Below are 26,830 nucleotides of genomic sequence, written 5' to 3'. Positions count from 1 at the left end.
AGTATTCCGAAAAATAAGGCGGCGTTTCCGTCACGCGAGTTCCGCCTTGATCTTCTCCGCGTTGGCGGCGAGTATCGCGCCGTCCTCCATCTTGCCGGAATGCGGCTTGAGTGCCACGCCCTCATGCCGCGGGATGACATGGAAATGCAGGTGGAAAACGGTCTGACCTGCTGCCGGCTCGTTGAACTGGGCGATGAACACACCATCTGCGTCGAAGGCTTCCTTGACCGCATTGGCGACCTTCTGGACGACGGTGATCGTATGGGAAAGAGAGGCGGGGTCGGCGTCGAAGATGTTGCGGGAAGGTGCCTTCGGCAGGACCAGAACATGCCCAGGCGCTTGCGGCATCACATCCATGAAGACAACGGTCTTGTCGTCCTCGTAGACGCGATGCGACGGGATTTCACCGCGCAGGATCTTGGCGAAGATATTGTTGTCGTCATAGGCGGCGCTGGTCATGGCGAAATCTCCTCGTGTTTCCCTTGATCGCGTAGCGCGGCGAGGCCAAGCGCGTCAATCCTCCTGCAGTCGCTCGCCCTTGCGGAAGGGTGTATGCTCGCTCAGCATCTCATTCATGTACTCGACGTCCTCCCGCTCACGCTCAAGGTAGTCGGCAACCGCACGCCGCAATCCCGCATGGGCGATATAGTGGGCGGAATGCGTTGTCACCGGCAGGTAGCCGCGGGCAAGCTTATGTTCGCCCTGGGCGCCGGCCTCCACCTTCTTGAGGCCCTTTTCCAGCGCAAAATCGATAGCCTGATGGTAGCAGACCTCGAAATGCAGGAAGGGGTGTTCCTCGATGCAGCCCCAGTGCCGTCCATAGAGCGTATCACCACCGATGAAATTGATGGCGCCTGCCACATAGCGGCCGTCGCGCTTGGCCATGACGAGCAAGATGTCGTCGGCCATGCGCTCACCGATCAGCGAATAGAATTTGCGCGTCAGATAAGGCCGGCCCCATTTGCGGCCGCCTGTATCCATGTAGAAGGTGAAGAACTGATCCCAGATCTTTTCGGTCAGGTCCTTGCCGGTCAGCCAGTCGATAGTGATGCCGTTCTCGACCGCTGTCCGCCGCTCCTTGCGCAGTGCCTTGCGCTTGCGGGAGACAAGCGTTTCCAGGAACGCGTCGTGATTGGCATAACCTTCATTGATGAAATGAAACTGCTTGTCGGTGCGATGAAGGTAGCCGTCGGTCTCGAAGACCGGCATCTCGTCCTCGGGCACGAAGGTGATATGGGCCGAGGAAATATCGAGGCGGCGGACGACCTCCTTGAGGCTTTCCGCCATGGCATTCTGAATTGGCAGGCGGGCAAGACCCTCGGCCACAAGCAGGCGCGGGCCGGTCGCAGGCGTGAAGGGGATCGAGCACTGCAGCTTCGGATAATAGCTGCCGCCGGCCCGTTCGAAAGCGTCGGCCCAGCCGTGGTCGAAGACATATTCGCCCTGGCTGTGGTTCTTGAGATAGCCGGGCAGCGCGCCGACCAGTTCACCCTTGTCGGTTTCCAGAAGCATGTGATGGCCAAGCCAGCCAGTCTGCGCGGTGGCGGAACCGGATTCTTCCAGCGACGAGAGAAAGGCATGCGAAACGAAGGGATTATAGGCGACGGCGTCGCACGTCTTCGATGCTCCCGAAAGCCTGGACCAGCGCTCGGGGGAAATCGCGGTGAATGATCGCTCGATGCGGATGGAAAGTTCGTCTGACGATTCGTCTGTCATGAAGCAAATGCGAAGCCGTTGGGGGAGGGAGCTGGCTCCCTCCCAGTCTGCGCACGATCTTGTCGAAAAAGCGAGCGTCAAACTGCCGCGCGCGGATCGAAGCCTTCGAAAGTCATTTGATCGGCATTCTCGAAAGTCTGCTTGCGAGCCTGTTCATCACGCACCGTCCAGGTGATGACCGGAATGCCCTTGTCGCGCTGGCCGGTGATGAACGGGTTCGGCAGGTCGGCATAATAGTAGGAGATGAAATCGAGGCCGATCTCCATCGCCTTCTCATGCTCTGCATATTCCTCCGGCGTATTGCCGTTGGCCGTCAGCCCGATCGGGTAGGGCGCGTTGAGCTCCTTGAGATCCTTCAGCAGCCAATGGTCGAAGCTCATCAGCGCAACCTTGCCCTCATAGCCCTCGAGTACGTCGAGAACGGCTTCGGCAAAGCCCTCGTCGTCGGCTTCGCGGCCCTTGAGTTCCAGCACAAGCGGCACCTTGCCCTGCACGAGCGCCAGAAGCTGCTTCAGCGTCGGCACTTTGTCCTTCGTGCCGCCGACGGCGATCAGCCCGAGTTCCTGGGAGGTCCGTTCCCGCACATCTCCCTTCAGGTTGCAGAGGCGTTCCAGATCTTCATCATGGAAGATGACCGGCACGGCATCCGAGGCGTAATGCAGGTCGCATTCGATAGCGAGGCCGGCTTCGACGGCCCGTGAAAAAGCCGAGAGCGTGTTTTCCCAGACGGCATTGTTGAGGTCGTGGTAGCCGCGGTGCGCAACCGGCAGCTCTTTGATCCAAGCGGCATTCGTCATTATGCGATTTCCATGATAGCATCGATTTCGACTGCTGCATTGAGCGGCAAGGCTGCCATGCCGACGGCAGCGCGGGCATGTTTGCCGGCTTCGCCGAGCACGCCGGCGATCAGGTTCGAGGCGCCGTTGATGACGAGGTGCTGCTCGACAAAATCAGGTGCTGACGCAACGAAGCCGTTGAGCTTGATGACGCGGCGGATGCGGCCGAGATCGCCGCCGAGCGCTGCCTTTGCCTGCGCAAGAATGTTGATGGCGCAAAGCTCTGCGGCACGCTGGCCGGTGGCAACATCGACGGTCTTGCCGAGGTGGCCTGAGATGGCAACCTTACCGCCTTCGAGCGGCAGCTGGCCGGAAATATAGAGAAGGTTGCCGCTGATGACATAGGGGACATAATTGGCGGCGGGTGCTGCGGCCTCGGGCAGGGTTATCCCCATTTCCGACATGCGCGTTGCGATTACATCGGACATTTTCGTCTCCGCTTTTGTTGTCAATTCTTCAAAAAGAATGCATCAAGACTAGAATCTTTAATGTGACAGTTTCGAGCCTCGATTTGGCCGAAAGCGTTCTTATAACATCGCGGACGAGTCCAACAGGAGTTAATGAATGTTCCGATCGTCACTTGCCGCTCTTCTTCTCGCAAGCGTTTCCGCCAATGCCTGGGCGGCCGCGCCGGCGACGAGCGCTGCGATCGCAACCGGGCTCGTCGCTCACCGCGCCATCTACGACCTGGAACTGAAGGACGCTTCGGAACGCTCCGGCATCTCCTCCATGTATGGCCGCATGGTCTATGAGTTCGACGGCAATTACTGCGAAGGCTTCACCACGAACTTCCGTTTCGTCACCCAGATCGACACCGGCGACAACGTGCGCGTCAGCGACCAGCAGACCAAGACCTTCGAGAGCCTGAAGGATGGCAAGTTCACCTTCGATACCAAGTCTTTCACCGACGATCAGCTCGACAAGGAAGTCAACGGCGCGGCTCAGGATAAGCCGGAAGGCGTCAAGGTCGACCTCAAGCAGCCGGCAAGCCGTGAGCTGCAACTCGCGGAAAGCCGCTTTCCGACCGAGCACATGCTCGACGTCATTCAGAACGCCAAGGACGGCAAGCGCTTCTTCGAGGCCCGCGTCTTCGACGGCTCCGACGATGGCGACAAATCCCTGGTGACGACGACGATCGTGGGTAAACAGGAGACTCCCGTCACGGATGAGGCTGATGCCGGCAATGCCGGCCAGTTCGCCAAGGCCGCCTTCTGGCCCGTGACGATCTCCTATTTCAACGAGAATGCCAAATCCGACACCCTGCCGGTCTACCGCATGTCGTTCAAGCTCTATGAGAACGGCATCACGCGGGATCTGACGATGGATTACGGCGATTTCGTCCTAACCGGCAAGCTTGCCAAGCTCGAGCTTCTCGACAAGAAGGCCGCGCCGGTCTGCCAGTGAGGCCGCGTCTGCGACAAGCTTAAGCATCTGTCATAAAATATTATTTCTAGTACAGCTAAACTGTCGTCCCGCAGATGAGCCATCGCGGGCCGGTCTTTGTGGAAGTCTACCTTTTCCGGCCCTACATAGTGGATGGCCCATTTGCTCAGATAATGGGTTTGCAATTCTCAAGACCAATTGCACCCCAAGCCGAGAAAGACGACCCGAATGGCCGATACCGATCTCGCAACTGTTCAGAATACCGTCCTGCCGGCCGTTGCCGCCGATCCCTCCGAAGTCGCCCGCATTACAGACACCATCAGTATTACGGACCGCGCCGGAATTTCGGTTTACGGCGACCGCGCACAGCAGGCCGTCAGTGACTATGCCGACAGGATCTTGCGCGAGGTGCGCAACAAGGATCTCGGCGATGTCGGCAAGCTTTTGACCGACATCATCCTGAAATCCAAGAGCCTCGATCCCGCGTCCCTCAAGGACAAGGGTTTCCTGAGCCGCATGTTCCTCTCCGCCAAGGCGCGTCTCGAGCGCTTCAAGGAGGAGTTCGAGGACGTCGCCGGCCAGATCGACCGCATCGGCCTGGAGCTCGACCGCCACAAGGATACGCTGCGTCGCGACATCGCCCTGCTCGACGACCTGCATGAAGAGACGAAACAGTCGATCGTAAAGCTCGACGCCTATGTGCAGGCGGGCAAGAACTTCGCCGTGCACTTCCGCTCGATCGAGCTGCCGAAGCTGAAGAGCGCAGCCGACGCCGCTGTCTCCGGCCCCGGTGGCGGCATGCTGGAAGCCCAGACCTATCAGGACAGCCTCCAGGCGCTCGACCGGCTGGAAAAGCGCATCTTTTATCTGCAGCAGGCCCGCCAGCTCGGCATCCAGCAGCTTCCGCAGATCCGTATCGTCCAGGCCGGCGACGAAACACTGATCGAGAATCTGCAGGCGACCTCGGCGCTGACGGTGCCTGCCTGGAAGCAGAAGATGGTCATCCTTCTCGGGCTCACGCAGCAGAAATCGGCCCTCGACCTGCAGAAGACGGTGACCGACGCCACCAATGACATGATCCGCCAGGCCTCGGAAATGATGAAGGATCAGGCGATTGCTATCGAGCAGCAGTCGCAGCGCGGCATCGTTGATATGGAGACGCTTGCCAAGGCCAATCAGGATCTGATCGACACCGTCACCGGCGTTCTGCGCGTGCAGGAAGAGGGCCGCAAGAAGCGGGCCCAGGCCGAGCAGCAGATGGAACAGCTGACGATCGATCTCAAGAAGGCGATGACCCAGGCGTGACCGGCAAAACCATGATCCGATCACTCCTCTGCGCACTGGCGCTATCTGGTCTCGCGGCGTTGGCAGGCTGCGATGCTTTCAGCAGCGGCCCGAATTTCTCGATCGTTTCCGGCTCGGAAAACACCGTCTTGCAGCCGATCGTCGAGGAGTTCTGCAAGGAGAAGCACGCGACCTGCTCCTTTAAATATGAAGGCACGCTCGATATCGGCCTTGCGCTGCAAAGCGATCAGGGTGTCGAGCAGGATGCCGTCTGGCCGGCCTCCAGCGTCTGGGTCGACATGTTCGATACCAAACGCAGGGTCAAGGACCTGACGTCGGTGGCGCAGACGCCCGTCATCCTCGGCGTGCGCAAGTCGAAGGCCGAGCAGCTCGGCTGGGTCGGCAAGGATGTCTTCATGAGGGATATCCTGGCAGCGGTGAACAGCGGCTCGCTGAAGTTCCTGATGACATCGGCTACCCAGTCGAATTCCGGTGCCAGCGCCTATCTGGCCATGCTTTCCAGTGCGCTCGGCAACAAACCGGTGATCGAGCCCGGCGATCTCGATGACAAGACGGTTCAGGACACCGTTCGAAGCCTGCTTGCCGGTGTTGCGCGCTCCTCCGGGTCTTCGGGCTGGCTCGCCGACCTCTACACGGATTCCGCCGGCAAGGGCACGATCTACGATGCCATGTGGAATTATGAGGCGGTCATCAAGGAAACCAATGACAAGCTTACGGGCATGGGCAAGGAGCCGCTCTACGCCATCTATCCTGCCGATGGCGTGGCGATGGCGGATTCGCCGATCGGTTTCGTCGATCATGGCCGCGGTCCTGAGGTTCAGACCTTCTTCAAGGATTTGCTCGCCTATCTGCGCTCGCCCGATGTTCAGAAGAAGATCGCCGAAACCGGTCGTCGCCTGCCGCTCGGCAGCGTCACCGCTGAACCGGAGCCGAGCTGGAATTTCGATCCGGCCAAACTGGTGACCGCGATCCGCATGCCGGAACCGACAGTGATCCGCCAGGCACTCACGCTCTATCAGGCGGCATTGCGCAAACCGTCACTGACGGCGCTTTGCCTCGATTTTTCCGGCTCGATGCAAGGAGACGGCGAGAACAGTCTGCAGCAGGCGATGCGTTTCCTGTTCACGCCCGAGGAGGCCAGCAAGGTGCTGGTGCAGTGGTCGCCGGCCGACCGCATCTTCGTCATTCCCTTCGATGCCAATGTCCGCGATATCTTCTCGGCTTCGGGTGACACGATGGAGCAGCAGGGGCTTCTCAACGCAGTTTCTGGTCAGCATGCCGGCGGCGGCACCAATATGTATGCCTGCGCCGAAAGGGCGCTCCAGCAGATGGCGAAAACCGCGGACCTGTCCAATTATCTGCCGGCGATCATCATCATGACCGACGGCAGATCCGATGACCAGAGTGCGGCCTTCATGAGCGATTGGAACGCGATGGAACCACGCGTGCCGATCTTCGGCATTACCTTCGGCGATGCGGACAAGACGCAGCTGGACAGTCTGGCGGCAGCGACGGCGGCACGCGTCTTCGACGGACGCTCGGACCTTGCGGCAGCGTTCCGCACCGCACGCGGTTATAACTAGGACCGGCATGGGTAACTGGCTCGGCAATGACGGCAACTGGATCGTGGCGGGAGTGGTGACGGCCGTTCTCGTCCCCGTCCTCACGTTCACAGCCGGCATGCCGTTCTGGATTGCCGCCGTCATCGGCCTCCTGGTTTTTGCCGGCCTCGTTTTCCTGCTGGCGCCACGCAGGCTTTTCGAAGGTCTCGATATCAAGGTGATCGGCCGCGGTCGCGTTGCCTTCGCGAGAGAATTGCTGGAAGGGGCTGTGCCCGCCGCGCAAAGGCTGGAGACGGCGGCGGACGATATCGCCGACAAGCAGACGGCAGCGCGCGTGCGCCACCTGGCGGAAATCGCCGCCGATGTCTTCCGCAAGGTGGAGGCGAGGCCGGAAAGTGCCAATTCCGTACGCCGCTTCCTTAGCTACTATCTGCCGCGTGCGGCCGAAGTCGCCGAGGGCTTTGCGGTGATCGAGGCGAAACGCGCGCCCGACATCAAGCAGTTGGAGGATGTCCGCGCCGTGCTGGTGAAGCTCGAGGATGCCTTCGTTCATTATGCCGACAGCCTTGTTGATGCTGAGCTCGGCACGCTCGATACCGACCTGCGCCTCATCCAGGCATCGCTCAAAGAGGATCTCGGACGCTGATGGCCCTTTCCCGCCGCGCCTTTGGAGTTGGACTGCTTGCCACCGGTATTGCCGGCACGGGCGGCTATTTCGCCGTCCGCGACAGGCCGGAACTGCGGGGCCTGCTGGGTACGCGCACAAAGCTGTTCGGCTTCATCGGCGGCGAGAAGGAGGCTTTCCTTGCTGACCCCGATGTCGTCGACGCTATCAAGGGCTACGGCCTTTCGATCGACAGTCGCGTCGCCGGCTCGGTCGAAATGGTGCGCGAGCAGGCCTTGCTTTCGCAGAACCCGCAATTTCTTTGGCCGTCCTCCTCCATCATGGTGGATATCGCCCGCCAGAGCGGCGTGAAGATCCGCGATGACAGGGTCATGCTCAATACGCCTGTCGTCGTCTACACGTGGCAGCCTGTCGTGGATGGGCTGATCAAATCGGGCCTCGTGACGGTAATCAATGGCCATCACCAGCTCGACCTGAAGGCGCTGCTTGATGCCATCCTTGCCGGAACGGATTGGTCAAAGCTCGGCGTCAATGCGCTCTACGGCCGGGCGCGCATCGTCTCCACCGATCCGAACCGGTCGAATTCGGGCTTCATGTTTTCGGGCCTCGCGCTCAGCCTCTTCAGCGGCAATGTCGCGACATCGGATGATCTCGCCCAATATGGCGGCAAGGTGCAGTCGATCTTTCGCAATATGGGTTTCAAGTCGCCATCGTCAGGCAAGCTGTTCGACCAGTATCTGGCAGGCGGCCTCGGCGGCGAACCAATGATTGTCGGTTACGAGAATCAACTCGTCGAATGGGCGCTTGCCGATGCCGACCGATGGAACCGCATCCAGTCGGGGCAGGGCGCGAAGCCCGTCGTCCTCTATCCGCGCCCGACCGTCTATTCGGCCCATCCGCTGATCGTGGTGGATGAGACGGCCGAACGTCTGATCGAGGCGTTGACGAGCGCAAAGCTGCAGGAGCTTGCCTGGGCCAAACACGGTTTTCGCGGGCCGCTCGGTACCGCAACCGGCGATACCAAAGGTCCCATCGCCGGTCTGCTACCGGCCGAGATCGACGCCGTGTTGCCGATCCCGGATGCTGGCGTCATGCTCTCGCTGCTGAACATGCTGGCAAGCTGAGCCGGCGACGCATATATATATTGACGGCGCGGCTCATTCGTCAGTTCGCGCCAGATTTTTTGACGCAAGCCTTGCTTTTGCGGCAAATCGAATGTAAGGCCACGCGCATTCCACACGTAAGGCATGGGATCGTCCGGGAGAAATCCGGCTTTTCCGCCCGGTGGCATCTTCGAAGAGGATGCTGTTCGCCTTGCGGAGGTTCAACCGGAAAAGGAGTAACAAGGCATGGCATTGCCTGATTTTTCTATGCGCCAGCTTCTGGAAGCCGGCGTCCACTTCGGTCACCAGACTCACCGCTGGAACCCGAAGATGAAGCCGTACATTTTCGGCGATCGTAACAACATCCATATCATCGACCTGGCCCAGACCGTTCCGATGCTGTCGCGCGCCCTGCAGGTCGTGTCCGACACCGTTGCTCGTGGCGGCCGCGTTCTCTTCGTCGGAACCAAGCGTCAGGCTTCCGAGCTGATCGCTGACTCGGCCAAGCGTTCTGCCCAGTACTACGTCAACTCGCGTTGGCTCGGCGGCATGATGACGAACTGGAAGACGATCTCCAACTCGATCCAGCGTCTGCGCAAGCTCGACGAAATCCTCGGCTCCGAGCAGTCCGGCTACTCCAAGAAGGAACGCCTGACCCTCGAGCGCGAGCGCGAAAAGCTCGACAAGGCCCTCGGCGGTATCAAGGACATGGGCGGCACGCCGGACCTGATGTTCATCATCGACACCAACAAGGAAAAGATCGCGATCGACGAAGCCAAGCGCCTCGGCATCCCGGTCGTTGCCATCATCGACTCGAACTGCGATCCGGACCTGATCGACTATCCGATCCCGGGCAACGACGACGCTTCGCGCGCCATCGCTCTGTATTGCGACCTGATCGCCCGCGCTGCAATCGACGGTATTGCCCGTCAGCAGAGCGGATCGGGCCGCGACCTCGGCGCTTCTGTTGAAGCTCCGTTCGAGCCGGCGCTCGATGAGGCGACCGAAGCCTGATAGAAGCAGGCGGAGCAAAGCTCCGCCAAAGCTTGCAAAGATTGGGAAAGGCCGCTCGCGACTCTTTGAAGTTCGGCGGCCTTGCCCTTTTCAGGCGGAAGCTGTGACTGCTTTTGCCTCAATGAATTCTGTTGTGACGCGTCTTCATAACGCTGTCATACATACAGGTACATTTCGTGCCTCAATCCGGTGCCGCGCCGCAAACTGCGGGCACCGCTTGAACCGACAAGAGGAAACTTATGACCGAGATTACGGCTGCACTGGTGAAGGAACTGCGCGAAAAGTCCGGCGCAGGCATGATGGACTGCAAGAAGGCGCTGACCGAGACCAACGGCGACATCGAAGCCGCGATCGACTGGCTGCGCGCCAAGGGCATCTCCAAGGCCGACAAGAAGTCGGGCCGCGCCGCTGCTGAAGGCCTGGTCGCCATCGCCGGCGCCGGTCACAAGGCCGTTGTCATCGAGCTCAATTCCGAAACCGACTTCGTTGCCCGTAACGATGCCTTCCAGGATCTCGCACGCGGCATCGCCGAAGTTGCGCTGTCCACGGACGGTACGGTCGAAGCCATTTCGGCTGCGACCTATCCGGCATCCGGCAAGCCGGTCGCTGACACCATCAAGGAAGCGATCGCAACCATCGGCGAGAACATGACGCTTCGTCGTGCGGCCAAGCTGGAAGTCGAGCACGGCGTCGTGGCGACTTACATCCACAACGCTGCCGGCGACGGCATCGGCAAGCTCGGCGTTCTCGTTGCTCTGAAGTCTGTCGGCGACAAGGCCGTTCTGACGTCGATCGGTCGCCAGGTTGCCATGCACATCGCTGCTACCAACCCGCTGGCGATCCGCGCCGAAGAAGTCGATGCCGCAGTCGCTGAGCGCGAACGCAACGTCTTCATCGAGCAGTCCCGCGAATCCGGCAAGCCGGAAGCGATCATCGAGAAGATGGTCGAAGGCCGCATGCGCAAGTTCTTCGAGGAAGTCGCTCTTCTCTCGCAGTCTTTCGTTATCAACCCGGACCTGACGGTCGGCGCTGCGATCAAAGCAGCCGAAAAGGAGGCCGGCGCCCCGATCGAAGTCGTCGGTATGGCTCGTCTGCTCCTCGGCGAAGGTGTCGAGAAGGAAGAAACTGACTTTGCAGCGGAAGTCGCCGCTGTCGCCAAGGGCTGATCTTGCTGCCATATTTGGGAAAACCGAAGGGCATCGCGTGACAACGCGGTGCCCTTCGTGTATCGGGCAATTGCGGCAATATACGAGGAGCCAACATGACGTCGGAACCAATCTATAAACGTGTTCTACTCAAGGCTTCCGGGGAAGCCATGATGGGTAGCCAGGGCTTCGGGATCGATGTTGCGGTGGCGGACCGCATCGCGTCCGACATTGCCGATGCACGGCAGATGGGCGTCGAGGTCGGTGTCGTCATTGGCGGCGGTAACATCTTCCGCGGCGTGGCTGTCGCGTCCAAGGGCGGCGACCGCGTCACCGGCGACCACATGGGCATGCTCGGCACGGTCATCAATGCGCTCGCGCTCGCGACCTCGCTGCGCAAGCTGAACATTGATACAGTGGTTCTGTCGGCAATCTCCATGCCGGAAATCTGCGAAAGTTTCTCTCAGCGCGCCACGCTGTATCACCTGTCGCTCGGCAGGGTGGTGATCTTTGCCGGCGGTACCGGCAATCCCTTCTTCACCACCGATTCTGCTGCAGCGCTGCGCGCTGCCGAAATGGGTGCCCAGGCGATCTTCAAGGGTACGCAGGTGGACGGCATCTATACTGCCGATCCGAAGAAGGATCCGACTGCGACGCGTTTCGATCATCTGACCCACAAGGAGGTTCTCGACCGGGGCCTCGCCGTTATGGACGTCGCCGCTGTTGCGCTCGCACGCGAGAATTCCATTCCGATCGTTGTTTTCTCGATCCACGAGAAGGGACGTTTCGCTGAAATCTTGACGGGTGGTGGTCTCAAGACCATCGTATCCGACAACTGATAGGGAGCTGCGCGGTTGCCGGCGCAAATCTTCTGATACGGGAGCATAGACATGAGTGAAGGTATCGATATCAAGGAACTGAAGCGCCGCATGGATGGTGCCATTTCCGCGTTCAAGAGCGACATTGCATCGCTGCGTACGGGCCGCGCTTCGGCCAACATTCTCGATCCGGTGACGGTTGAAGCCTATGGTTCGCGCATGCCGCTGAACCAGGTCGCCAACATCACTGTTCCGGAGCCGCGCATGTTGACGGTATCCGTCTGGGACAAGAGCATGGTCGGCGCCGTGGACCGTTCGATTCGCGAATCGAATCTCGGCCTGAACCCGATTGTCGACGGCCAGAACCTCCGCATTCCGCTGCCGGAGCTCAACGAAGAGCGCCGCAAGTCTCTCGTCAAGGTCGCCCATGACTATGCCGAAAAGAGCAAGGTTGCGATTCGCCATGTTCGCCGCGACGGCATGGACGGCCTTAAGAAAGCCGAAAAGGATGGCGTAATCGGCCAGGACGAAAGCCGGGCACAGTCGGAACGCGTTCAGAAAATGACGGACGAGACGATTTTGGAAATCGACCGCTTGCTTGGCGAGAAAGAAAAGGAAATCATGCAGGTCTAGTATACTTGCGTCCTTGCCAAGAAAGACCGGACGGAAAATGTCGGAAACCTCATTTTTGACTGCGCCAGAACACGTCGCGATCATCATGGATGGCAACGGTCGTTGGGCAAAGCAGCGCGGCCTGCCGCGGACGATGGGACACCGCAGGGCGGTCGAGACCGTTCGCCAGACCGTGCGCACTGCCGGCGATCTTGGCATCAAATATTTGACGCTCTTTGCCTTCTCCTCGGAGAACTGGCGTCGCCCGGAGGCCGAGGTCACTGACCTTCTCGGCCTGCTGAAAGCCTTCATCCGCAGCGACCTGGCCGAGCTTCATCGGCAGAACGTGCGCATCAGGGTGATCGGCGACCGCGTCAACCTGCGAAGCGATATCCTCAAGCTTCTGCTGGAAGCCGAGGAGACGACCAAGGCCAATACGGCGCTGACACTCGTCATCGCCTTCAACTATGGTTCTCGCGATGAGATCGCCCGCGCCGCGATGAGCCTCGCCAAGGATGTGGAGGAGGGGCGCCTCAGATCGCAGGATATCACCCCTGCGCTGATCGACGCCCGGCTCGATACAGCCGGCATCCCCGACCCTGACCTCATCATCCGCACCAGCGGTGAGGAGCGGCTGTCCAATTTCCTGTTGTGGCAGGCCGCCTATTCGGAGTTCGTTTTCCTGCCGGAATACTGGCCGGATTTCAGCCGCGAGCTCTTCCTGTCGGCGCTTGAGAAATTTGCCTCGCGCGATCGCCGCTTCGGCGGTCTTTCCGCGCAGGCCGCTGCAGTGAACACCTGATGAAGCAGGAACTGAAGCTCCGCATCGTTTCAGGTCTGATTCTCGCAGTCATCGTTCTTGCCGCCACCTGGTATGGCGGCTTTATCTTCCGCACGGTGGCGGCGGCGATCGCGCTTCTGATCTATTACGAATGGTCGACGATCACAGGCATCGTGCGCGACCCCGTGACCAACGTGCTCGGCTGGGTAGGCGAGGTGCTGGTCGCCCTGCTCGTTCTGGCGGGTGCGTTCGAATATGCGTTCGGAATGCTGATTGCCCTGACCGCGGTCGGCATTGCCATGATCTTCCTGCATCGTGCCAGCCGCTGGTTCGCGCCGGGGCTTTTATATGCCGGCGGCACCGGATTGGCGCTTGCCGCGATCCGCGGCGATGAAACGTTTGGCCTCTACGCGATGCTCTTCATCTTCGCCGTGGTCTGGGCGACCGATATTCTCGCCTATTTCGTTGGGCGCGCGCTTGGCGGTCCAAAGCTTGCTCCGCGCATATCGCCCGGCAAGACATGGTCGGGCGCAGTCGGTGGCGCCATTTCAGCCGTCATCGCCGGAGCCGTCATTGTCCATTTTTTGATTCCGGAAGCCCTGGATCGTGCAGCGGTGATCGCGCTCGTCCTGTCCGTCTTCAGCCAGTCAGGCGATCTTTTCGAAAGCTTCATCAAGCGAAAATTCGGCGTGAAGGACTCCAGCCGTCTCATTCCGGGGCATGGCGGCGTCATGGATCGTGTCGATGGACTGATTTTTGCCTGTTTTTCAGCGTTCTTGCTTGCTGGCCTTTTTTCGCTGATAAAGGGCGACGGAACGACGTCGCTCGGTGCGGCATTGTTCGGCCTTTGATCATTACGGCCAGATAGAAGAAGGAAGTCATGGAAGCGGTGACCGGCATATTCGGTTTTTTGACGGGCTATATCGTCCCCTTCGTCATCGTCCTGTCGCTGCTCGTCTTCGTGCATGAGATGGGCCACTATCTGGTCGGGCGCTGGAGCGGCATCCGTATCCTCGCCTTCTCCGTCGGCTTTGGCCCGGAGATTGTCGGTTTCACCGATCGCCACGGAACGCGCTGGAAGATATCGGCGATCCCGCTCGGCGGCTATGTTCGCTTCTTCGGCGATGAGGATGCGTCCAGCAAGCCGGATACGGACAGGCTCGCCGCGATGACGGATGAGGAGCGCGAACGTTCCTTCGCCGGTGCAAAGCTTTGGAAGCGCGCCGCAACCGTCGCAGCCGGCCCGATCGCCAACTTCATCCTTGCTATTGCCATCTTCACGGTCCTTTTCGCGGTCTACGGCCGTACAGTGTCCGATCCCGTAGTCGCTGAAGTGAAGCCGGACAGTGCTGCTGCGGCAGCCGGCGTACTGCCGGGCGACCTGCTCGTCTCAATCGATGGCACCAAGGTTCAGACCTTCGACGACGTGCGGCGTTATGTCAGCATCCGTCCGAACCAGAACATCGTCGTGACCATCGAGCGCAACGGCGAGAAGATGGACCTGCCGATGGTGCCGCAGCGCACCGATATCACCGACCAGTTCGGCAACAAGATCGAGGTTGGCCTGATCGGGATCGTCACGAACGAAGAGGTTGGCCACTTCCGTCTGCAGACCTATACGCCGCTTCAGGCACTGAACGAAGGCGTGACGCAGACGTGGCACATCGTGACCGGCACCTTCAAATATATCGGCAATTTGCTCAATGGATCGATGAAAGCCGACCAATTGGGTGGGCCGATCCGCGTGGCGCAAGCTTCGGGCCAGATGGCTACGCTTGGAATAGGCGCGTTGCTGCAGCTTGCTGCGGTTTTGTCAGTTTCGATTGGATTGCTGAATTTGATGCCGGTTCCGGTACTTGATGGCGGCCACCTGATGTTCTATGCGGTGGAAGCGGTTAGGGGAAGGCCGCTGGGTTCTTCGGCTCAGGAAATTGCGTTTCGCATTGGCCTGGCCATGGTGCTTACATTAATGGTTTTTGCTACCTGGAATGACATTAGCGCGCTCATCGGCTAGCGCGTAAAAAGATAGGGAAAATTACTGTTTATTTACGATGTTTCAAAGCTGTAGTGGCGAATGGGTCACGCTTCGAAATGAAGTAAACAGAAATTAACGAGCTCCCTTGCTTGTATGTCAAAAGCGGGTAAAACGACACACGTGGCCGGAATCGGGGGTTCCCCTGGGGTCGGAGACGAGGGAAAAAAGGTAATGGGTGAAATGAAGGCTGGTTCAAGGTTTTTGAACGCAGTATCGGCGATTGCGCTGTCTGCTAGTGTTGTTGCTTCTGGCGCAGGTGCTTTGACTTTCGTTTCGGCTACGGCTGCGGAAGCTGCCGTCATTCAGCGGATCGATGTACACGGTGCAAGCCGCGTCGGTGCTGAGGCCGTCCGGTCGAACATCACCATTACTCCCGGCAAGAGCTTCTCCAATACCGATATCGACGACTCCGTAAAGCAGCTTTACGGCACCGGTTACTTCTCCGACGTCAAGATTTCGGTTTCCGGCAGCACCCTCGTCGTCAATGTTCAAGAAGCGCAGCTCGTCAACCAGGTCGTCTTCAACGGCAACCGCAAGGTCAAGGACGACAAGCTGGCAGCTGTCGTCAAGACACATGCCGCTGGTCCTTATAGCGATGCGCAGATCCAGTCCGATATCGCGGCGATCAAGGAAGCCTATGCCGCTACCGGTCGCAGCGAAGTCGAAGTGACGACGCAGGTCGTTCCGCTCGGCGAAGGCCGCGTCAACCTCGCTTTCGTCATCAATGAAGGCGACCGCACCAAGATCGACGCCATCAATTTCGTTGGCAACCAGGCCTACAGTGCCGGCCGTCTCGCCGCGGTCATCCAGACCAAGCGTTCGAACTTTCTCTCGTTCCTGACCCGCAAGGACGTCTACAACGAAGACAAGCTGCACGCTGATGAAGACGCGCTGCGCCAGTTCTATTACAATCGCGGTTATGCCGACATGCGCATCGTTTCTTCCGATGCCTCTTTCGACGAAGCGACGAACAAGTACACGCTGACCTTCAACATCGAAGAAGGCCCGCGTTATGATTTCGGCGCGGTCAGCGTTCAGTCGACCGTTGAAGGTGTCGATGCCCAGCAGCTACAGGGGCTGGTCAGAACCCGCGAAGGCCAAGTCTACAACGCCAAGGAAGTCCAGAAGTCCATCGAGGCGATTTCGGATCAGGTTGCTTCGGCCGGTTATCCTTTCGCGCGCGTCACGCCGCGCGGCAACCGCGACCTGAACAACAATACGATCGGCGTCGAATACCTCGTCGACCAGGGCGAGCGCGCCTATGTCGAGCGTATCGAAATCCGCGGCAACAGCCGTACGCGCGATTACGTTATTCGCCGCGAGTTCGATCTCAGCGAAGGCGACGCCTTCAATCAGCAGATGATCACCCGCGCAAAGCGCCGTCTTGAAGCGCTCGGCTACTTCTCCTCAGTCAACATCTCGACCCAGCCGGGCAGCTCGGCTGATCGCGTCGTCATCGTTGTTGACGTACAGGATCAGTCGACCGGTTCGTTCGGTATCGGTGCCGGTTATGCGGCCGGCGGCGACGGCCTGTTGCTCGAAGCTTCGATCGAAGAAAAGAACTTCCTCGGCCGCGGCCAGTATATCCGCCTTTCGGCTGGTGGCGGTCAGGAAGGCTCGCGCGCTTACGGTATCAACTTCACCGAGCCTTACTTCCTCGGTTATCGCCTTGCCGCCGGTTTCGACGTCAATCACAGCGAGACGTCGAGCAACGACAACTACGATTACGAGGAAACCAGCGGTGTTCTGCGCGTAACGGCGCCGATCACTGAAGATCTGGCGACGACGTTCCGCTATAATTACAAGCAGATGAAGTACGATTCCAGCGGAAGCAGTCTGGCCGATTTGTCCGCTACCTATCAAAACCTGGTCAACGAGAGCCCGTGGACACGGTCTTCCATATCGCAGACGCTGACCTACAATACGCTTGACGATACCGTCCTGCCGCGTGAAGGTGTCTACGCTACTGCGACACAGGAAATCGCCGGCCTCGGCGGCGACTCCCAGTACTACAAGATCTACGGTAAGGCCCGTTACTACCATCTGCTCGCTGACGATGCCGACATCATCGGCTCGCTCTCGGCTTCAGCTGGTTACGTTGTCGGTTTCGGTGATCACCTGAACGTCTTCGACCAGTTCACGCTGACCAATTCCGATATTCGTGGCTTCGAGAACAAGGGTATCGGCCCGCGCATCACCAACCCGGACGATCCGCTCGGTGGTACGACTTACTTTACCGCTTCTGCCGAAGCGACGTTCCCGATGCCGGGCTTCCCGCGTGACTTCAACCTGCGCGGCGCAGTCTTCGCAGATGCCGGCACGCTGTTCGGCAACGATGTCGAGCTTCTCGGTTCGGATACTGCAGAAGGTGACGGTTCCTCGCTGCGTGCTTCGGTCGGTGTCGGTCTGATCTGGCAGTCGCCCTTCGGTGCGCTCCGCGTCGACTACGCGATCCCGGTCGTGAAGGAAGACTTCGACAAGACTCAGCGCTTCAAGTTTGGCATTAACAACCAATTCTGATATCGGCAGTCCGGAACTGTAAATTTCAATTCCGTTCTGGAGTTTTGCCGATGGAGCAAAATACTTTTTTTCTGCCCCATGAAGGCGTGAGACTTGCTGAGTTAGCGCAATTTCTTGGGGCAGAACTTGGCAATTCCGATCATGGCGATGTCATCATACGCTCGGTCTCTCCCATCGCTAGGGCGCAGGCAGGGGATATCTGTTATATCCTCTCTCGCCGTAACCGGGACGAGTTTCTGACCTGCGAGGCTTCGGCCGTGATTTGCGACAAGGCGCTGGCTGAGTTGGTGCCGCCGCATATCCCTGTGTTGATCTCCTCTAATCCGCATGCTGCCTTTGCGATGGCCGGCGGATTTCTCTATCCCGCAGCTCTCAAGCCGGTGACGTTTTCGTCCGGCGAGACCGAGATTGCGCCGAGCGCTATCATCGATCCGACTGCGCGGCTAGAGAAGGGCGTGATTGTCGAGCCGATGGCGATCATCGGCCCCGGCGCGGAGATCGGCGAGGGCACTCGCATCGGCGCTCACTCGGTCGTCGGTCCCAACGTCAAGATCGGCCGGAACGGTTCGATCGCGACGGGTGCGAGCATTCTCTGCGCGCTCATCGGCAACGGCGTCATCATCCATAATGGTGTCCGTATCGGCCAGGATGGATTCGGTTATGCACCAGGCCCGCGTGGCATGATCAAGATCGTGCAGATCGGTCGCGTCATCATCCAGGACAATGTCGAGATCGGCGCCAATACGACGATCGATCGCGGCGCCATGGACGATACCGTCATCGGCGAGGGAACCAAGATCGATAACCAGGTCCAGGTCGGCCACAACGTCCGCATCGGACGCCATTGCGCGATCGTTTCGCAGGTCGGGCTTGCCGGCAGCACAATCGTTGGCGATGGCGTGCAGATCGGTGGACAGGTCGGCCTCAAGGGACATATCACCATAGGTGATGGCGCGCAGATCGCTGCAAAAAGTGGTGTCATGACCGATCTTGCTGCTGGCGGCCGCTATGGCGGAATACCGGCACGTCCTCTAAATGACTATCTGAAATATGTTGCACAGCTCATGGCAAAATCAGGGGCGCGCGGAAAAAAGGGAGGCAAGAATGACTGAAGCAACAGCCGCCACGCTTTCTTCGGCAGACATCATGGAAATCATAAAGCTGCTGCCGCACCGCTATCCGTTTTTGATGGTCGACAAGATCGTCAATATCGATGGCGACAATGCTGCCGTTGGCATCAAGAATGTGACGGTCAACGAGCCGCATTTTTCCGGCCACTTCCCTGACGCGCCGATCATGCCTGGCGTTCTGCTGGTTGAAGGCATGGCGCAGACTGCGGGCGCGATTTGCGCCAAGAAGGAAGGCCAGACCGGCAACCTCGTCTACTTCATGACGATCGACAATGCCCGCTTCCGCAAGCCGGTCGTGCCGGGCGACCGCGTTGAATTTCACGTGCAGAAAATCAAGCAGCGCGGCAATATCTGGAAATTTCATTGCGACGCAAAGGTCGACGGAGCGCTCGTCGCTGAGGCCGATATCGGCGCGATGATCGTACGTAAGGACAACGCATGAGCATGATCGCCGAAAGCGCCAGAATCCACCCGATGGCCGTGGTCGAAGACGGTGCCACGGTCGGTGAAGGCGTGGTGGTCGGCCCGTTTTGCCATGTTGGCCCCAAGGTCACACTTCAAGACAATGTCGAACTGATCAGCCACGTGGTTGTTCTCGGTCTGACGACCGTCGGCGCCGGTACGCGTATATTTCCTTCAGCCGTTATCGGCGGCGACTCGCAGAGCGCCCGCCACAGCGCCGTCGACACGTCGCTGATCATTGGACGCAACTGCACCATTCGCGAGGGCGTTACGATGAACACCGGCACCGTCGAACATGGCGGCTCGACGGTAATCGGCGACAACAGTCTTTTCCTAGCCTATTCGCATGTTGCTCATGATTGCCGTGTCGGCAACCACGTTATCATGTCCAACAATGTCATGCTGGCTGGCCATGTGTACGTTGGCGATCACGCAATCATCAGCGGCGGCGCCGCAGTGCACCAGTTCACCCGAGTCGGCAAATATGCCTTTGTCGGTGGTCTCTCGGCCGTGAGTTACGACGTCATTCCCTACGGCATGCTGAACGGCAATCCCGGCATTCTGAGCGGCCTCAACGTCGTCGGCATGACGCGAGCCGGCGTCGATCGCGCCGTCATTCACACAGTTCGCCGTGCCTATAAGGCTATCTTCGAGGGTGCCGGCTCGATCCGCGAGAATGCAGCCCAAATCCGCGACGAATATGCCGATTGCGAGCAGGTGGTCGAGATCCTCGATTTCATCGCGGCCGAAAGTGATCGCGCGCTGTCTTCGCCGAGTCGGGGACAGAAGGGCTGATCTGTGGCTTCCGACGGTGACACCGCTGAAGGCCGGCTGGCGATCATTGCCGGTGGCGGCCTTCTGCCGTCTTATGTCGCCGAGGCTGCACGTTCGGCCGGCGAAAATCCTGTTATCGTTATCCTGAAGGATGAGGGCGACCGTCGTTGGGATGGTTTCGACCACGCCACGATCGGTATCGGTGATTTCGCTTCGCTCGATCGGCTTTTCAAGCGGTACGGAGTAAGCCGTGTCGTCATGTCGGGCAGCGTCCGTCGGCGGCCGGAATGGCGCGAGGTACGGCCGACGCTGCGTATTCTGACGAAGGTGCCCGCAGCCATCCGTACGCTGCTTTCGGGGGGCGACGATACCGTTCTGAAGATGGTCATCAAGCTGATAGAAGGGCGAGGTCTGCGTGTCGTCGGCGCCCATGAGATTGCACCGGATCTGCTGGCAACCGCAGGCCCGCTGGGCGCTGTTTCGCCCAATGAAGAGGATCGTCGTGACATAGAGCGCGCAGGCAAGGCGGCGGATGTGCTTGGCAGTCTGGATATCGGGCAGGGCGCCGTCTCGATCGGCGGGCGCGTCGTCGCTGTTGAGGGCGTTGAGGGCACGGACGGCATGCTTGACCGCGTGGCGAACCTGAGAGCGGCAGGCCGCATATCGCCGCGCCGGCGCGGTGTGCTCGTCAAGCTCAGCAAGCCCCAGCAGGATATTCGCGCCGACCTGCCGGCGATTGGTGTGTCCACTGTGCTCAACGCCAAAGCCGCCGGGCTTGCAGGAGTGGCCGTCGAAGCCGGCCGGGCGCTGGTGCTTGATCGCGACGCGCTCATTAAAGTGGCAGACGAAAACGGTCTTTTTGTCTGCGGTATCGACAAGGGCTTGCCGGGATGGGGGCTTCAATGAGCGACAGACCGCTGAGGATTGCCGTCATAGCCGGCGAAGTCTCCGGCGATCTCTTAGGTGCCGATCTCATTGCCGGGCTGAGGAAGATCCATTCCGGGCCGATCGAACTCGTCGGCGTCGGCGGTGAGGGGCTGCAAAGCCAGGGATTGAAATCGCTCTTCGATTTCTCCGAACTTTCCATCATGGGCATTACCCAGGTGTTGGCAAAGCTGCCGAAGCTCTGGTCCCGCATCCGGCAGACGGCCGCGGCGATCATCGCGTCGAAACCCGATATCCTGCTCATCATCGACAGCCCGGACTTTACCCATCGCGTCGCCAAGCGCGTGCGCAAGGCGCTGCCTGACCTTCCAGTCGTCAACTATGTCTGTCCCAGTGTCTGGGCCTGGAAGGAATATCGCGCCCAGCGCATGCGCGCCTATGTCGACCATGTGCTGGCTATACTTCCTTTCGAGCCGGCGGTGATGCAGCGTCTCAACGGGCCGGCGACAACCTATGTGGGCCATCGTCTGGTTGCCGACGCAGCACTGCTGGAGACCCGGCGGCTGCGCGCTGGCCGACAGCCCGGCGACGGTGCGATCCTGCTTCTTCCCGGCTCGCGTTCGTCCGAGATCAAGAAGCTTCTGCCTTATTTCGAGGCCGCCGCCGAGGAGCTCGTCGCCCGCAATGGACCGATACGCTTCATGCTGCCGACTGTGCCGCACAAGGAAGCGTTTGTGCGCGAAATGACGGCGGAATGGACGATAAAGCCGGAAATCGTTGTGGGTGCTGAAGCGAAATGGAAGGCCTTCGCCGAAGCCGATGCGGCCATGGCAGCGTCCGGCACGGTGATCCTGGAACTGGCGCTTGCTGATGTACCCGTCGTTTCCGCTTACAAGGTCGACTGGATCATGCGCATGCTGACGTCAGGCATCAAGACCTGGAGCGGCGCACTGCCCAATCTGATCGCCGACTACTCGGTCGTCCCGGAATATCTGAACGATATCGTTCGCGGCGCAAGCCTCGCGCGCTGGATGGAGAGGCTGTCAGCCGACACCTACCAGCTCAAGGCGATGAAGGAAGGCTACGAGCTCATCTGGCAGCACATGCAGACAGAAAAGCCGCCCGGAGAGCATGCAGCACAGATACTGCTCGCTGTTCTCGCCAACAAAAAACCCGGCCATTCCTGACCGGGTTTTCTTTTTAGTTCGAAGTCAGCGCTTAGCGCTTGGAAACCGGCACGTAGTCGCGCTTCGGTTCGCCGATATAGAGCTGGCGCGGACGACCGATACGCTGTTCCGGATCTTCGATCATTTCGTTCCACTGTGCGATCCAGCCGACGGTGCGGGCCAGAGCGAAGAGCACGGTGAACATGGTCGTGGGGAAGCCGAGCGCCTTCAGCGTGATGCCGGAGTAGAAGTCGATGTTCGGGTAGAGCTTCTTCTCGATGAAGTATGAGTCGGTCAGAGCGATGCGCTCCAGCTCCATGGCGACTTCGAGAAGCGGATCGTCCTTGATGCCGAGTTCGCCGAGAACTTCATGCGTGGTCTTCTGCATGATCTTGGCGCGTGGATCGTAGTTCTTGTAGACGCGGTGACCAAAGCCCATCAGGCGGAACGGATCGTTCTTGTCCTTGGCGCGGGCGATATATTCCGGAATGCGGTCGACAGTGCCGATTTCCGTCAGCATGTTGAGGGCTGCTTCGTTGGCGCCGCCGTGAGCGGGGCCCCAGAGGCAGGCGATGCCGGCGGCGATGCAGGCGAACGGGTTCGCACCCGAGGAGCCGGCGAGACGGACGGTCGAGGTCGAGGCGTTCTGCTCGTGATCGGCATGCAGGATGAAGATACGGTCCATGGCGCGTGCGAGCACCGGATTGACGACATATTCCTCGCAGGGAACAGCAAAGCACATGCGCAGGAAGTTGGACGCGTAATCGAGATCGTTCTTCGGGTAAACGAAGGGTTGGCCGATATGGTACTTATAGGCCATCGCGGCGAGCGTCGGCATCTTGGCGATCATGCGCAGGCTAGCGACCATGCGCTGGTGCGGATCGGTGATGTCGGTGGAGTCGTGATAGAAGGCCGAAAGCGCGCCGACGCAGCCGCACATGACGGCCATCGGATGAGCGTCGCGACGGAAGCCGGTGAAGAAGCGGCTCATCTGCTCATGCACCATGGTGTGGTGCGTGACACGATAGTCGAAGTCCTTCTTCTGGGCGGCGGTCGGCAATTCGCCGTAAAGCAGCAGGTAGCAGGCTTCCAGGAAGTCGCCATGCTCGGCAAGCTGCTCGATCGGGTAACCGCGATGCAGCAGAACGCCTTCGTCGCCGTCGATATAGGTGATCTTCGATTCACAAGATGCGGTCGACGTAAACCCGGGATCGTAGGTGAAGGAAGCCGTGTTCTTGTAGAGGGCACCGATATCAATGACGCTGGGTCCGACCGTGCCGTTTCGGACGGCGAGGTCGACTGATTTGTCACCGATTTTGATTGTAGCGCTTTGATCCGTCATGCTGATCCTCCGGAGTGGCGGTGGCGCCGCAAAAGCGCCATAAGAGTTAAGCGTCCTCAGCGATAGCTATATGATCGGGAAGCTAATGCCAAGTTACCGTGATGCCATTTTGTGCATCGCGGCATCATCTTTTAGGCACTGCAGCGATGAGCTAAATGCATATCAGAACACCATGATTTGACTGGATTTTCGCTCCTGTGAATTTTCCTCTTATTTCAATCGATTATTGTTTGCTCGTTTTGATTTCAGGTTGCATTCTGCCAGTATCCGGGGGCGGGTCCAGGCGATTATGGCGGGGTTAGAGACAAGAGAACGACAAGAGCAATCCATTGATCAAAAGATGGATTTTGCTGGCATTGCCCCGCGCGCCATTATGACGCAATCGGCTCGTACGCAGGTTGCGATCCCATTTCGATGGCGATTGGTGACTGTTGCGAAACGATACGTCGGGTCGTCGATGCGTATGGCCGCCGAAGAGGCCGGCCACGGTCGCCTCCTCCTCTTCTCGCCGGTCTTCCTTGGTGCGGGTGCCGCGACCTGGTTTCTGGCGGCCTCGGACTTTCCGGCCGTGTCGCTCGGTCTCTGCCTGCTTGTTCTCCTTATTGCCGTTGCGCTCTGCGGTTATGCCCGGACGAAACTGCGGGCGACGCTGCTTGCTCTGTTTCTTTTTGCCGGTGGAATGCTCTCCGCGCAGATCGAAACATGGCGGGCAAAGACCCTGATCCTCGATTCAGCCGTAACGAGAACGGTGTCCGGCCGGATCGAACGCCGAGAAGGCGATGGCCAAGGGCGCTGGCGTTATATTCTTGACGTCACCGGCACGGATGCTCCTGAGATCAAGCGTCCGCCCGAACGCATCTCCGTGCTGGTCCGCGGGGCCACCCAGCCGTTCGAACTCGGCGACGTCATCGAGGGCAGGGCGCGTCTCACGCCTCCGGCAGGACCAGCACTCCCCCACCTCAATGATTTTGCCTTCAATGCCTATTTTGACGGCATTGGTGCCAACGGCTTCTTCTATGGAGCACCGAAGAGGGTTGCAGAACAGCCGGAGCAAGCTGGCTCGGTCGGTGAGACCACCCTGGAGTGGCTTTACCGCCTGAGAAGCGGCATTGGCGATCGGATCCGCTCCACGCTGCCCGGCGACACCGGGGCCTTTGCCGCCTCCCTTGTCACCGATGAGAGACGGGCGATCTCGGATGAAACGACGGAGGCGCTGCGGCAATCCGGCCTTGCGCATATCATCGCGATCTCCGGCCTCAATATGGCGCTCTCCGCCGGCATCTTCTTTGTCGGCCTGCGTGTCATCCTCAGTCTTTTTCCCGGTATTGCCCAGGCATGGCCGATCAAGAAGATCGCGGCGGCCGGCGCGCTCGCTGCGGTGACGGCCTACTATCTGATCTCGGGTTTTGCCGTCTCCGCCGAACGCGCCTTCATCATGATGGCGATTATGCTGGTTGCGGTCTTCTTCGACCGGCCGTCGATCAGTCTCAGAAACGTGGCGCTATCCGCTCTCGTGATCCTCGGGGTCTCGCCATCGGAGGTGCTGGGGCCGAGTTTCCAGATGTCCTTTGCTGCAACGCTTGCCCTGGTCGCCGGATACGACCTCTGGAAGGGGCGGCCGATGCGGGAGAATGCCTTTGCCAAGCTGCCGATCATGAAGCCCTTTTTCATGGTTGGTGGCTTCTTCGGTGGCGTTTTCCTGACGTCGCTGATCGGTGGTTTCTCGACGGCGCTGTTTTCGATCGAGCATTTCCACCGGCTGACTGCCTATGGCCTGCCGGCAAATCTCGCGGCCATGCCGGTCATCACCTTCATCGTCATGCCGGCCGGGATGCTGGCAATGCTGCTGATGCCGTTTGGTCTGGACGGCTGGCTATGGCCGGTGGTAGGCTTCGGGCTTGATCTGGTGATCACCATCGCAAAGGCAGTAGCGGGGTGGGGCGGCAACATAGATGTAGGCCGCTTGCCCGGCTGGTATTTCCCGACCGCCGTTTTCGGATTTCTGCTGCTGACCCTGCTCAGAACCCGGCTGCGGCACATGGGAACGGCAATTATCGCGGTCTCGACGCTCGCTATTGTACTGCTTCCGTCAGAGGCGATGCCCGACATCGCCATCTCCGAAGATGGCGGTCTGGTCGCTATAATCGATGCAGAGGCGATGGCTTCGAACCGTGAAAAGCCGCCCGCCTTCATCTTCGAACAATGGCATAGGGCACTTGCCATCGAAGAGCATCGGAAGCCGGTTATGCTCCAAACTGCCAAGGCGCCCACTGCGCCTGATGGCAAAAGACTGCAACTGTCACCCGATCAACGGAATGAAGCCGGAGCGGCAATGAGACAGGCAGTCGCCGTCGGCCCGCCGTCACGCTTCTCCTGCCTGAAGGGCGCCTGGTGCACCACTTTGCTCGGTAACGGAAAGAAACTGACTGTCATCGACAATGCTGCCTATCTCGGGCCAGCTTGCGATACGGCTGATATTGTCGTGACCCCTGTCCGATTGCGCTTCGACCGTTGTCGTTCCGGCGCGCTGCTCTTTACCGGCGAGACGCTGCGCAAGACAGGTTCTGTCGAACTTCGATTCACTGATAAGGGAGTTGAGGTCGCAACCGCATTCGACACATTGGGGCGACCCTGGATACGCCACCGCGCCTATAATTGGCGCAGCAACACATTCGCAGACGCCAATCTGTCACCGGTCAGTGATAGCGGCGAATGAGACCGACGAGCTTGCCCTGGACCTTGACGCGATCCGGCGGGAAAATGCGGGTCTCGTAAGCGGGGTTTGCAGCCTCGAGCGCAATCGATGCGCCCTTGCGGCGGAAGCGCTTGAGCGTTGCTTCCTCGTCATCGACGAGTGCGACGACAATATCACCCGGATTGGCCGTGCTGCCATTGCGGATGATGACCGTGTCGCCATCGAAGATGCCGGCTTCGATCATCGAGTCGCCGCGAACTTCGAGCGCATAATGTTCACCGGAGCCGAGCATATCGGCGGGAACGGTGATGTCATGCGTATTGTTCTGGATTGCCGAGATGGGAACACCGGCGGCGATGCGGCCCATGACGGGAACGGAGACCGCATTGCCGTTATCGGCAGCAGGTGCTGGCTTTGCCGAGGCAGGAGGTGCTACGGGCTGGGGCTTGCCGAGGCTGCCCTCGATGACGCTCGGCGAAAAGCCGCGCCGAGGCTGCAGGCTCGGGCTGTAGGCTTCCGGCAGTTTGATGACTTCGAGCGCGCGCGCCCGGTTCGGAAGCCGGCGAATGAAGCCGCGTTCTTCGAGCGCCGTGATCAGCCGGTGAATACCCGATTTCGAGGCCAGATCCAGTGCGTCCTTCATCTCGTCGAAAGACGGTGGAACGCCTGACTCCTTCATCCTTTCATGAATGAAAAGAAGGAGTTCCTGTTGTTTGCGCGTGAGCATGGCGTCTAACCCCAGTCTTGAAACAAATCCAGAACGGACACTATATGTTCCATATGTGTTCCGCAAGTAGCTAAATTTTCGTAAAACTTCTGTTCAATCTGTCGAGAATTTGATTTTTATCGCCCTTAGGCCTGTCTGGCCTTGCTTCACGAGGCTTGCTGAAGCACATCTCCTTGTGATTGCTGGGAGAAGAA

General features: G+C 59.5%; 25 protein-coding genes. 19 read left to right on the top strand and 6 right to left on the bottom strand.

Annotated elements, in window-relative coordinates; all coding sequences use genetic code 11:
- Positions 1-30 precede the first annotated feature (30 nt).
- The 4 genes from AC1DM5_RS03205 to AC1DM5_RS03190 form a co-directional block, all read right to left on the bottom strand.
- On the bottom strand, positions 31-459 hold the full coding sequence (locus tag AC1DM5_RS03205; protein ID WP_477823447.1) for an HIT family protein: 429 nt from the start codon (positions 457-459) through the stop codon (positions 31-33).
- A gap of 54 nt (positions 460-513) precedes the next feature.
- Positions 514-1,716 (bottom strand): GNAT family N-acetyltransferase, encoded by a 1,203-nt coding sequence (locus tag AC1DM5_RS03200; RefSeq protein ID WP_477823448.1) that lies wholly within the window; start codon positions 1,714-1,716, stop codon positions 514-516.
- 77 nt (positions 1,717-1,793) lie between these two features.
- On the bottom strand, positions 1,794-2,513 hold the full coding sequence (locus AC1DM5_RS03195; protein WP_477823449.1) for a glycerophosphodiester phosphodiesterase: 720 nt from the start codon (positions 2,511-2,513) through the stop codon (positions 1,794-1,796).
- Complete coding sequence (locus tag AC1DM5_RS03190; RefSeq protein ID WP_477823450.1) at positions 2,513-2,980, bottom strand: RidA family protein; 468 nt, start codon at positions 2,978-2,980, stop codon at positions 2,513-2,515. The genes AC1DM5_RS03195 and AC1DM5_RS03190 overlap by 1 nt, the downstream gene beginning before the upstream one ends.
- A gap of 136 nt (positions 2,981-3,116) precedes the next feature.
- On the opposite strand from AC1DM5_RS03190, the gene AC1DM5_RS03185 reads away from it, so the two are divergent.
- From AC1DM5_RS03185 to lpxB, 18 genes are all read left to right on the top strand, one after another.
- Positions 3,117-3,956, top strand: a complete 840-nt coding sequence (locus AC1DM5_RS03185) for a cell envelope integrity EipB family protein (protein WP_477823451.1) — start codon at positions 3,117-3,119, stop codon at positions 3,954-3,956.
- A 207-nt stretch (positions 3,957-4,163) separates the two neighbouring features.
- A complete protein-coding gene (locus AC1DM5_RS03180) occupies positions 4,164-5,240 on the top strand; it encodes a toxic anion resistance protein (RefSeq protein WP_477823452.1) in 1,077 nt (358 codons plus the stop codon).
- An 11-nt stretch (positions 5,241-5,251) separates the two neighbouring features.
- On the top strand, positions 5,252-6,823 hold the full coding sequence (locus AC1DM5_RS03175) for a substrate-binding domain-containing protein (RefSeq protein WP_477974572.1): 1,572 nt from the start codon (positions 5,252-5,254) through the stop codon (positions 6,821-6,823).
- A gap of 7 nt (positions 6,824-6,830) precedes the next feature.
- Entirely contained in the window at positions 6,831-7,448 is a 618-nt protein-coding gene (locus AC1DM5_RS03170; RefSeq protein ID WP_477823454.1) for a 5-bromo-4-chloroindolyl phosphate hydrolysis family protein, read from the top strand.
- Positions 7,448-8,551 (top strand): type 2 periplasmic-binding domain-containing protein, encoded by a 1,104-nt coding sequence (locus tag AC1DM5_RS03165; protein WP_477823455.1) that lies wholly within the window; start codon positions 7,448-7,450, stop codon positions 8,549-8,551. Before AC1DM5_RS03170 ends, AC1DM5_RS03165 begins: the two co-directional genes overlap by 1 nt.
- A 225-nt stretch (positions 8,552-8,776) precedes the next feature.
- A complete protein-coding gene (gene rpsB, locus AC1DM5_RS03160) occupies positions 8,777-9,544 on the top strand; it encodes a 30S ribosomal protein S2 (protein ID WP_477823456.1) in 768 nt (255 codons plus the stop codon).
- A 239-nt stretch (positions 9,545-9,783) separates the two neighbouring features.
- Positions 9,784-10,710 carry a translation elongation factor Ts gene (tsf, locus tag AC1DM5_RS03155; protein WP_477974570.1) on the top strand — a complete coding sequence of 309 codons (927 nt, stop codon included), beginning with the start codon at positions 9,784-9,786 and terminating at the stop codon, positions 10,708-10,710.
- A 95-nt stretch (positions 10,711-10,805) separates the two neighbouring features.
- Positions 10,806-11,528, top strand: coding sequence for a UMP kinase (pyrH, locus tag AC1DM5_RS03150; protein WP_113295637.1), 723 nt, complete (start codon positions 10,806-10,808; stop codon positions 11,526-11,528).
- A gap of 51 nt (positions 11,529-11,579) precedes the next feature.
- Positions 11,580-12,140, top strand: a complete 561-nt coding sequence (frr, locus tag AC1DM5_RS03145) for a ribosome recycling factor (RefSeq protein WP_113322813.1) — start codon at positions 11,580-11,582, stop codon at positions 12,138-12,140.
- 37 nt (positions 12,141-12,177) lie between these two features.
- Positions 12,178-12,921 (top strand): isoprenyl transferase, encoded by a 744-nt coding sequence (locus AC1DM5_RS03140; protein ID WP_477823458.1) that lies wholly within the window; start codon positions 12,178-12,180, stop codon positions 12,919-12,921.
- Positions 12,921-13,751: a phosphatidate cytidylyltransferase gene (locus tag AC1DM5_RS03135; protein WP_477823459.1), complete on the top strand. Its 831-nt coding sequence runs from the start codon at positions 12,921-12,923 to the stop codon at positions 13,749-13,751. Before AC1DM5_RS03140 ends, AC1DM5_RS03135 begins: the two co-directional genes overlap by 1 nt.
- A gap of 29 nt (positions 13,752-13,780) precedes the next feature.
- The gene (rseP, locus tag AC1DM5_RS03130) at positions 13,781-14,914 is read left to right on the top strand and encodes an RIP metalloprotease RseP (protein WP_037106235.1); all 1,134 of its coding nucleotides are present in this window, start codon (positions 13,781-13,783) and stop codon (positions 14,912-14,914) included.
- A gap of 201 nt (positions 14,915-15,115) precedes the next feature.
- A complete protein-coding gene (bamA, locus tag AC1DM5_RS03125; protein WP_477974588.1) occupies positions 15,116-17,455 on the top strand; it encodes an outer membrane protein assembly factor BamA in 2,340 nt (779 codons plus the stop codon).
- A 50-nt stretch (positions 17,456-17,505) separates the two neighbouring features.
- Positions 17,506-18,567 carry a UDP-3-O-(3-hydroxymyristoyl)glucosamine N-acyltransferase gene (gene lpxD, locus AC1DM5_RS03120; protein ID WP_477823460.1) on the top strand — a complete coding sequence of 354 codons (1,062 nt, stop codon included), beginning with the start codon at positions 17,506-17,508 and terminating at the stop codon, positions 18,565-18,567.
- A complete protein-coding gene (fabZ, locus tag AC1DM5_RS03115; RefSeq protein ID WP_477823461.1) occupies positions 18,560-19,027 on the top strand; it encodes a 3-hydroxyacyl-ACP dehydratase FabZ in 468 nt (155 codons plus the stop codon). The genes lpxD and fabZ overlap by 8 nt, the downstream gene beginning before the upstream one ends.
- Positions 19,024-19,842 carry an acyl-ACP--UDP-N-acetylglucosamine O-acyltransferase gene (gene lpxA, locus AC1DM5_RS03110; RefSeq protein ID WP_477823462.1) on the top strand — a complete coding sequence of 273 codons (819 nt, stop codon included), beginning with the start codon at positions 19,024-19,026 and terminating at the stop codon, positions 19,840-19,842. Before fabZ ends, lpxA begins: the two co-directional genes overlap by 4 nt.
- 3 nt (positions 19,843-19,845) lie before the next feature.
- Complete coding sequence (locus tag AC1DM5_RS03105; RefSeq protein WP_477823463.1) at positions 19,846-20,727, top strand: LpxI family protein; 882 nt, start codon at positions 19,846-19,848, stop codon at positions 20,725-20,727.
- The gene (lpxB, locus tag AC1DM5_RS03100) at positions 20,724-21,893 is read left to right on the top strand and encodes a lipid-A-disaccharide synthase (RefSeq protein WP_477823464.1); all 1,170 of its coding nucleotides are present in this window, start codon (positions 20,724-20,726) and stop codon (positions 21,891-21,893) included. The genes AC1DM5_RS03105 and lpxB overlap by 4 nt, the downstream gene beginning before the upstream one ends.
- A 31-nt stretch (positions 21,894-21,924) precedes the next feature.
- Here the strand turns inward: lpxB and gltA are convergent, their stop codons facing one another.
- Positions 21,925-23,214, bottom strand: a complete 1,290-nt coding sequence (gltA, locus tag AC1DM5_RS03095; protein ID WP_477823465.1) for a citrate synthase — start codon at positions 23,212-23,214, stop codon at positions 21,925-21,927.
- 340 nt (positions 23,215-23,554) lie between these two features.
- Between gltA and AC1DM5_RS03090 the strand changes: the two genes are divergently transcribed.
- A complete protein-coding gene (locus AC1DM5_RS03090; RefSeq protein WP_477974568.1) occupies positions 23,555-25,930 on the top strand; it encodes a ComEC/Rec2 family competence protein in 2,376 nt (791 codons plus the stop codon).
- On the opposite strand, the gene lexA is transcribed toward AC1DM5_RS03090, so the two are convergent.
- The gene (gene lexA / locus AC1DM5_RS03085; RefSeq protein ID WP_007822432.1) at positions 25,911-26,636 is read right to left on the bottom strand and encodes a transcriptional repressor LexA; all 726 of its coding nucleotides are present in this window, start codon (positions 26,634-26,636) and stop codon (positions 25,911-25,913) included. The genes AC1DM5_RS03090 and lexA overlap by 20 nt on opposite strands.
- Positions 26,637-26,830 lie beyond the last annotated feature (194 nt).

The organism is Rhizobium sp. 01T437, from assembly GCF_056398505.1.
The sequence above is the reverse complement of the archived record's forward strand: the minus strand, read 5'-3'. Positions and strand labels throughout refer to the sequence as shown.

What these genes read in the sequence shown, in the direction of transcription:
- AC1DM5_RS03205 (WP_477823447.1), bottom strand. Translation starts at nt 459, where the DNA reads ATGACCAGCGCCGCCTATGACGACAACAATATCTTCGCCAAGATCCTG.
- AC1DM5_RS03200 (WP_477823448.1), bottom strand. Translation starts at nt 1,716, where the DNA reads ATGACAGACGAATCGTCAGACGAACTTTCCATCCGCATCGAGCGATCA.
- AC1DM5_RS03195 (WP_477823449.1), bottom strand. Translation starts at nt 2,513, where the DNA reads ATGACGAATGCCGCTTGGATCAAAGAGCTGCCGGTTGCGCACCGCGGC.
- AC1DM5_RS03190 (WP_477823450.1), bottom strand. Translation starts at nt 2,980, where the DNA reads ATGTCCGATGTAATCGCAACGCGCATGTCGGAAATGGGGATAACCCTG.
- AC1DM5_RS03185 (WP_477823451.1), top strand. Translation starts at nt 3,117, where the DNA reads ATGTTCCGATCGTCACTTGCCGCTCTTCTTCTCGCAAGCGTTTCCGCC.
- AC1DM5_RS03180 (WP_477823452.1), top strand. Translation starts at nt 4,164, where the DNA reads ATGGCCGATACCGATCTCGCAACTGTTCAGAATACCGTCCTGCCGGCC.
- AC1DM5_RS03175 (WP_477974572.1), top strand. Translation starts at nt 5,252, where the DNA reads ATGATCCGATCACTCCTCTGCGCACTGGCGCTATCTGGTCTCGCGGCG.
- AC1DM5_RS03170 (WP_477823454.1), top strand. Translation starts at nt 6,831, where the DNA reads ATGGGTAACTGGCTCGGCAATGACGGCAACTGGATCGTGGCGGGAGTG.
- AC1DM5_RS03165 (WP_477823455.1), top strand. Translation starts at nt 7,448, where the DNA reads ATGGCCCTTTCCCGCCGCGCCTTTGGAGTTGGACTGCTTGCCACCGGT.
- rpsB (WP_477823456.1), top strand. Translation starts at nt 8,777, where the DNA reads ATGGCATTGCCTGATTTTTCTATGCGCCAGCTTCTGGAAGCCGGCGTC.
- tsf (WP_477974570.1), top strand. Translation starts at nt 9,784, where the DNA reads ATGACCGAGATTACGGCTGCACTGGTGAAGGAACTGCGCGAAAAGTCC.
- pyrH (WP_113295637.1), top strand. Translation starts at nt 10,806, where the DNA reads ATGACGTCGGAACCAATCTATAAACGTGTTCTACTCAAGGCTTCCGGG.
- frr (WP_113322813.1), top strand. Translation starts at nt 11,580, where the DNA reads ATGAGTGAAGGTATCGATATCAAGGAACTGAAGCGCCGCATGGATGGT.
- AC1DM5_RS03140 (WP_477823458.1), top strand. Translation starts at nt 12,178, where the DNA reads ATGTCGGAAACCTCATTTTTGACTGCGCCAGAACACGTCGCGATCATC.
- AC1DM5_RS03135 (WP_477823459.1), top strand. Translation starts at nt 12,921, where the DNA reads ATGAAGCAGGAACTGAAGCTCCGCATCGTTTCAGGTCTGATTCTCGCA.
- rseP (WP_037106235.1), top strand. Translation starts at nt 13,781, where the DNA reads ATGGAAGCGGTGACCGGCATATTCGGTTTTTTGACGGGCTATATCGTC.
- bamA (WP_477974588.1), top strand. Translation starts at nt 15,116, where the DNA reads ATGAAGGCTGGTTCAAGGTTTTTGAACGCAGTATCGGCGATTGCGCTG.
- lpxD (WP_477823460.1), top strand. Translation starts at nt 17,506, where the DNA reads ATGGAGCAAAATACTTTTTTTCTGCCCCATGAAGGCGTGAGACTTGCT.
- fabZ (WP_477823461.1), top strand. Translation starts at nt 18,560, where the DNA reads ATGACTGAAGCAACAGCCGCCACGCTTTCTTCGGCAGACATCATGGAA.
- lpxA (WP_477823462.1), top strand. Translation starts at nt 19,024, where the DNA reads ATGAGCATGATCGCCGAAAGCGCCAGAATCCACCCGATGGCCGTGGTC.
- lpxB (WP_477823464.1), top strand. Translation starts at nt 20,724, where the DNA reads ATGAGCGACAGACCGCTGAGGATTGCCGTCATAGCCGGCGAAGTCTCC.
- gltA (WP_477823465.1), bottom strand. Translation starts at nt 23,214, where the DNA reads ATGACGGATCAAAGCGCTACAATCAAAATCGGTGACAAATCAGTCGAC.
- AC1DM5_RS03090 (WP_477974568.1), top strand. Translation starts at nt 23,555, where the DNA reads ATGGATTTTGCTGGCATTGCCCCGCGCGCCATTATGACGCAATCGGCT.
- lexA (WP_007822432.1), bottom strand. Translation starts at nt 26,636, where the DNA reads ATGCTCACGCGCAAACAACAGGAACTCCTTCTTTTCATTCATGAAAGG.